The organism is Moorena sp. SIO2C4 (assembly GCF_010672485.1).
GTDB lineage: Bacteria > Cyanobacteriota > Cyanobacteriia > Cyanobacteriales > Coleofasciculaceae > Moorena > Moorena producens.
The window spans coordinates 1-6863 of sequence record NZ_JAAHGN010000350.1 but is presented as its reverse complement, the minus strand read 5'-3'; the positions used below and the strand labels follow the sequence as shown (position 1 = coordinate 6863).

At 41.2% G+C, this 6863-nt stretch carries 7 protein-coding genes; all 7 read left to right on the top strand.

Annotated elements, in window-relative coordinates:
* A partial coding sequence (locus F6K20_RS18495; RefSeq protein ID WP_287295589.1) for a CBS domain-containing protein occupies positions 1-527 on the top strand: 527 nt, incomplete at its 5' end.
* 63 nt (positions 528-590) lie between these two features.
* Entirely contained in the window at positions 591-1547 is a 957-nt protein-coding gene (locus F6K20_RS18490; protein ID WP_287247460.1) for a carbohydrate-binding protein, read from the top strand.
* 65 nt (positions 1548-1612) lie between these two features.
* On the top strand, positions 1613-2248 hold the full coding sequence (locus F6K20_RS18485; RefSeq protein WP_287247462.1) for a hypothetical protein: 636 nt from the start codon (positions 1613-1615) through the stop codon (positions 2246-2248).
* Positions 2249-2673: 425 nt separating this feature from the next.
* A complete protein-coding gene (gene kdsB, locus F6K20_RS18480) occupies positions 2674-3408 on the top strand; it encodes a 3-deoxy-manno-octulosonate cytidylyltransferase (RefSeq protein WP_071107466.1) in 735 nt (244 codons plus the stop codon).
* A gap of 69 nt (positions 3409-3477) precedes the next feature.
* Positions 3478-5121, top strand: a complete 1644-nt coding sequence (locus tag F6K20_RS18475; RefSeq protein WP_287295587.1) for a glycosyltransferase family protein — start codon at positions 3478-3480, stop codon at positions 5119-5121.
* 213 nt (positions 5122-5334) lie between these two features.
* Complete coding sequence (locus F6K20_RS18470) at positions 5335-5613, top strand: hypothetical protein (protein WP_287247466.1); 279 nt, start codon at positions 5335-5337, stop codon at positions 5611-5613.
* A gap of 613 nt (positions 5614-6226) precedes the next feature.
* A partial coding sequence (locus F6K20_RS18465; protein ID WP_287295585.1) for an FkbM family methyltransferase occupies positions 6227-6863 on the top strand: 637 nt, incomplete at its 3' end.

Genomic DNA, 6863 nt, shown 5'->3' with positions numbered 1-6863 from the left:
CTCCAACTACCAGCACAACGGTTGCTCTGGCAATTGGAGATGCTTTGGCAATGACACTAATGCCAATTAAGGGGCTAACGCCAGAAGATTTTGCTCTGAATCATCCGGCAGGACGTTTGGGTAAGCGCCTGACTTTGAGAGTCGCAGACTTAATGCACAAAGACCAAGACAACCCTGTGATTTCCCCTCAAGCCAGCTGGATTGAAATTGTTGGTGCTATCACTAAAGGCAGTTTGGGAGCAGTCAATGTAGTTGACGATAAGGGTGAACTTTTCGGAATTATTACTGACGGTGATTTACGACGTTCGATTGCCAAAATCAAGCCAACGGAGCTAGAACACCTCAAGGCAGTAGCAATTATGACTCCCAATCCGGTAATGGTTCAACCTGACCAACTGGCTTACGATGCCTTACAGCTTATGGAAAATCGGACTTCTCAAATCTCCGTGTTGCCGGTGGTGGATAAACACAAACGCTGTATTGGCTTACTTAGACTCCATGACATTGCTCAAAGTGGTATACTTTGAGCAAGCTTGAAGAAGCATCTACCTACTCGTGTAATAGGAAATAAAAATTATTAGGAGTAGGTTATGAACTCTGTTCGCATCGAAGCAGAAGACTACAATACTGGTGGTCAAGGGGTAGCTTATTACGATCTTGACCCTGGCAACAATGGTGGAGAGTATCGCTTTGAGGATGTGGATATTTCTGACAGCGGCGATGTAGATGGCACGCCGCTGGTGGGTTGGATTGAGTCAGGAGAATGGCTGACCTATGAGGTCACCATTCCCAGTTCCGGGACTTATCAACTCGAAGCTCGTGTGGCTTCTGCACTCAATGGCAATCATAGCTTCCAAGTCAGTCTAGACGGAGAACAGGCTAGTGTGAATTTGGGCAACACTGGTGGCTGGAGAACTTGGCAGACGATCGAGTCTTCCCAAGTGCTCAGCCTCAGTGCCGGGACTCATCAATTGCGCCTGGATGTACTGAGTGGGGGCTTCAATATCAACTACCTTGATTTGATTCCGGTCTCACCATCTGTGACCCCAACTCCTGAGGCTGAGCCTGAACTAGACCCACCAACTGTCAACTTCGGTAACGTAATTAATGGTGGTACAGGTAACAACACGTTTAATGGGGGCAACGGAATTGATACTATAACTTATGTTCAGGCAAACGGCTCTATCATTGCCAACCTAGAAACTGATATCGTCACTCACAAATTTGCCACTTCACCTGACACGCCGTTTAAGATTATGCCCCTAGGTGATTCCAACACCTTCGGCTTGCCTGGTCGGGATTGGGGAGATACAGCAGCTTACCGTGATGATTTGTGGAATTTATTAGTCGATGATAGTTTCAACATAGATTTTGTTGGCCCCCAGTCTACTGGACCCGATGGCTTTGATAAAGACAATGCGGGATTTGGGGGATGGAGAATTCGTGATATTGCCAATAATGTTAATGGTTGGTTAAACACTTATCAGCCAGATATGGTGCTGTTAATGATCGGCACCAATGACATACTCAAAGGTGACGATCATTAACAGCACCATTACGGCTTAGTAATCTCATTGATCAGATTACTAATCAGTTACCAGATACAGAGCTTTTGGTAAGCTCAATCCCACCATTTGGTACAAATCCAGAGCAACCGGACAGTGATTTTATTCCAACTCCAGCACAACAACAGCAGGGCATAGATTTTAATTTATCTATACCCGATATTGTCAGTGACAAGGTCGAGGAAGACAAAAACGTAACTTTTGTCGATGTTTACAGTGCCTTAGTGCCCAGTGATTTGCCAGATGGTGTTCACCCCAATGTAGAAGGTTATGGAAAGGTTGCTGATGTTTGGTACAACAGCATTCTGAATACTAATAGTGGTGAAGATACTCTTAATGATATTGAAAACATGATTGGCTCACCTTATGACGATATTTTAATAGGTGATGGAGATGTCAATATCATTAATGGTGGTGGTGGTAATGACCTACTAACTGGAGGTGCTAGTGACGACATATTTGTCTTAGCCCCAGGAGAGGGAACTAAGACCATTACTGATTTTGTAGTTGGTGAAGATTGGCTGGCACTATCTGGTGGTTTAAGGTGGGAGCAGCTGACAATCACTCAAGGTACTGGTTCCAATAGCAATGATACCTGGATTATCAATGGTGGTGAACAGTTAGCTTTACTAAATCGGGTGCAAGCAACAACTATCACGTCTGATGCTTTCACCCTGGTTTAGTAGACTTAGCTATAGCATTTACAAATAGATCATAAGGCGTTGCTGAATTTAAGTATGAATTTATTTGTATTATTTGGCTACTGCCTCCTAAATCCCCATCTGTAAAAAATCGAAGCATCCGCTAATTCCCACCAGTATTGGGCGGCGCGGGACTTTGAGAGTTTCCTTCCCCCCAGTATTGGGGGGTTAGGGGGGCGAAATCATACCCATAATCAGCAACTGCGGTCTCGGAATCATAATCAAGTCTTTGTTTTGGGTAAGAGATATTGGTAGATTTGAAAGCTATAAAGTATATTTTTCGATAATTTATTTTACGCCCAAACCTGTGGCAATACTCCAGTTATTTCTCGTCTTTACGAGAGTTAAAAAAAGCTACTGATAAATTTAATAACAGTCATTATATCACCCGTTAGGTAACTTAGTTTATGAATATTCTTGCCGTTATTCCTGCTCGCTATGATTCAACTCGTTTTCCTGGCAAACCCTTGGCAATGATTGGCGATCGCCCAATGGTGCAGAGGGTTTATGAAGCAGCTAAACGTTGTCCTGATTTCACTAAGGTGGTAGTTGCCACTGACTCTGAATTAGTTGCGGATTGTGTGGGGAAGTTTGGGGGAGAGGTAGAAATGACTCGCTCAGACCATGCTACTGGTACTGACCGGGTTGCAGAAGTAGCTCAACGTTATCCGGAAATGACGGCAATAGCCAATGTCCAAGGAGACCAACCTTTTGTTACTGCTCAGATGCTGACCCAGCTGGTAAGTCCCTATCTCAAAGGGGAGTTTCCTGCAATGACGACTCTTGCTTGTCCTCTGGATATGGCAACAAACTATCAAGACCCTAACTCAGTCAAGGTCGTATGCGATCGCAAAAGTCACGCCCTCTACTTTTCCCGCGCTCCCATTCCTTACTTCCGTAATTCTGGAGATGCACCTGTATTTCACCATCTCGGACTCTATGCTTTTGAGCGAGATTTCCTGAGCAAATATGCTCAACTGTCACCCACACTCCTAGAGGAGTGTGAAGGCTTAGAGCAGTTGCGAGTACTGGAACATGGATTTGCGATTCGGGTGTGTCTTACTGAAAGGGCAGTTTTGGAGATTAATACCCCTGAGGATTTAGTGCAGGCTCAAGCCTTGATTATGGCACCAACTGCATAGCACTCTAAAGGCTTTGGCTCAAAAAGTAGCTGATTCTATGACAACCTCTCAATTTGTGGCACTACCTTAATGATTAAGGAACTACGTATTATTTCTGGTCCTGTATCAATTTCTCAGTTCAATCTGAATCGATTAAGAGAAAATGACCCTCAACTATTAACTGCTTGCCCTAATCCACCGCCAGAGGCTGTAAAGGCAGGTAAAGCTATTCCCGTCCCAATGGGAGAATTCTCTATTGATATTATTTTAGATAAATTACCCAGTGATTTCTATCCTGATCTAGTGCAGATGTCTGCCAGGAATATACACTTCATGCCGCGAGGACTTGATAAATTAACATGTCCAAAAGTCATGAAAATTGGGGATACTTTTCACTGGGGTGATGGGTCTCTAAGTGGCATCATTAGATACTGCCAAAGCTTTGACTGTGATTACCATTGGGTCTATCAGGGGGTTCAACATTTACATTTCTTTGTGGAAGCAGGTCTGAAAAATGTCTTCTGGTTACCAGGAACTCCTGTCATTGACCACTATGTTCCTCAGAAGAAGGAAGCCAAATCCTACGATATTATTTTCCGAGGTTCTCAGTCATCACTGCACGTCTACCGCAGCAACCTACTAAAGTTCCTGCAGGATAATGGCGTCAAAATTGATATCAGTCGCAAACCATATGTTGAATCCTTAGAGGACTACAGTAAGTCCCGGATAGTATTGAATTGTGGTTTAAATGGAGATACAAATCGCCGGATTTTTGAGGTACTCATGGCAGGAGGTTTTCTACTAACAGACCGTCTCACTCCTCAGTCAGGTTTATTTTCTCTATTTGAAGAAGGGGTTCACCTAGAGTGCTATGATAGTGAAAATGAGCTGCTGAATAAGATTGAGTTTTATCTAAAGCATCCTGAGCAAGCAGAAAAAATTGCTATAGCAGCTCATCAAAAGCTGATAGATTGCTACAGTCAACAAGCAATACAGCAAAAGTTCTACCGCTACATCTTACAGGGTGAGATTGAGCCGCCTTTCCGTTTAGAACATGACACACGGGTGCGGCACATTAATCAGCCGATAGACGAAAAAAAATTTGTCATTCGTTTAAAAATTTACGAGCTGATTCAAGAAATCCATCGGCTTAACTCTCGAATCAAACTTCTCTACTGGAAAGGTAGAAATAAAGAGCTACTGTCAGATTTAGCAGACTTGCCACGGTTAGATATTACTTATGCTAATACTACAGAAGCTTTAGCAGATGTCAAAACTTGGTGCTCCAAGGTTGAGGTTAAAGACCAGGTTCAGCTACAAAGTCTGCCTTTAGAGCTGACAGGGGGCAAACAATTTCAGATGGTAATGGTGGATTTGCCGGATAAGCTGCTATCTATCAAGGAGCTTCTGGTAGAGATTGAACCACAACTCCCTGAATCGGGATTTTTATTAGTGGTAGGAAAAGCTACAATTTTCACAAAAGTAATGTTAAGCATACTAGCAAGATGGTCTGGTTTATTACCGATCAGAATTTGTGCAGCTAATTCCCACCATCAGTTAGGAGTAGGAGCCTGTTTGGTTTACCAAAAACTGACTAGACCTTCTCAAGCTCACTTAGTAAAGTCTACACCAAAACTGTTTGTACCCAAGCTGAGTTTTAAGGCCAAGGTAAGTCAGGGATTGTCCTCCCTGCCATTAGTGAACTGGACAAAGACGTTAATCAGAAATTCATGATTAATTAAAAAATAATTCAATCCTGAATTATTTAGATATAAAAGTAAGTAGTATTTAAATAATAAAAAAGTTAGTTTAAAACGTCATCAAAAAATTCTAGTAATCATGAAATTAGACATAGCATCACATATTCCTTTATCCTTTGAAGATATCGTTAATGAAATTACTAAATTTACAGATTTATCGGAGCAATAAGTTAGACACAGAGTATGGATGGAAGGTATGAATCTGGGCTGGAATGTCCTACAGGATATACCTGTCTTCCAGGTAACACCCCACCACTATGACGAACATATGGAGCAACTCTACCGCGAGAGCTATGGATTTATCTTTGAAACCCTTGTTTTCTGGATAAACCCTGCTCGACAAAAATGGACTGAGTCAGCACTAAACCGAATCAGCTTATACACTGAAAAGTGGGGATTAGATCCTAAGCAAATCAAAATTCTCATGCTAGGTGACGGTAGCGGTAATCAGGGCAAACGCATCTAATTTTTTTTGACAAATAACCAAGATTCTGTACTTAAAATTTCACAGGGTATATGCTGTCTAAATAAGTAGTGATAACCAAATAAATTATTCGTCATAATAAGCTGGGGGGGTGACATGCAAGCTGAAATTATTACCCAGTAATAATTTTAGCCCATAAGTTACAAAAATATACATTCTGTTTTGGGCGCGACCTTGGACGTAGTTATAAGGTTTTGAGCTTCCATAAAATGAATCGAGGGTTAATTTGGGACTGTATCTTCCATGATATCATTGACATCAAAGCCTTATATACTAAGCTTTTTAGGGGTCAGGTCACCCCCTCAGCATAATAAGTCAATAAACTTAATAAGCAGGTGCACAAAATTAATTACCTATTTTTGACATAATAAGATATAATTATATAAAATCAATAAAAATGGGTATTTACCTGAGATTCATTAGAGAATTAAATACCGAGACTAAAAAACTATTATAAAGAATAAGTTGGCAAAGTAAATATCCTCAAGTTAGAGACAGAGCAAAATGTATTCCGCCATCAAAATATCCTGATAGTATCGTTAATATAAAGTATATTGAAGTGTGAACCGTAAAGGATATAAATAAATAGCGAGTAATGACTTCAATTACAAATGGGAACAAAAAAATTATTTATGATATCGGTGCTAATAACGGAGATGATGTCCCTTATTATTTGAAGAAAGCCGATATCGTTATTGCTGTCGAGGCCAATCCGATCCTTTGTGAACAAATGCAGAAACGATTCGCACTCGAGATTCAACAACAGAAACTAGTTATTGAGAATTGTGTTCTGACAGCAGCTAATGAAGTTACAAGCGTTCCCTTCTACATACATAAAACTAAACATGTGCTAAGCCAGTTTCCTGCTCCCACACATAAACCTGAAAACTACGAAAAAGTCTTCCTACCTGGAAAAACTGTCAATCAGCTCTTTTACGAACACGGATATCCCTATTACGTCAAGATCGATATCGAGCATTATGACCATGTGATCCTTCGATCACTTTTAAATAATGACATTCGACCTAAGTACATTTCCGCTGAATCGCATTCTATTGAAGTGTTTATTTTATTGGCGAGCCTTGGAAATTACGATGCCTTTAAAATTGTTAATGGTTCGAGTGTTGCAACAACATATCATAATTGGCCGATAAGTACAACTACTGGAGAAGAAGTGTATTCATTCCCCTATCACTCAGCTGGACCATTTGGTGAAGATGTGGCTGGCGAAT

Excerpts from the sequence above, each read along its gene's own strand:
- F6K20_RS18490 (WP_287247460.1), top strand. The coding sequence starts at position 591 with ATGAACTCTGTTCGCATCGAAGCAGAAGACTACAATACTGGTGGTCAA.
- kdsB (WP_071107466.1), top strand. The coding sequence starts at position 2,674 with ATGAATATTCTTGCCGTTATTCCTGCTCGCTATGATTCAACTCGTTTT.
- F6K20_RS18475 (WP_287295587.1), top strand. The coding sequence starts at position 3,478 with ATGATTAAGGAACTACGTATTATTTCTGGTCCTGTATCAATTTCTCAG.
- F6K20_RS18470 (WP_287247466.1), top strand. The coding sequence starts at position 5,335 with ATGGAAGGTATGAATCTGGGCTGGAATGTCCTACAGGATATACCTGTC.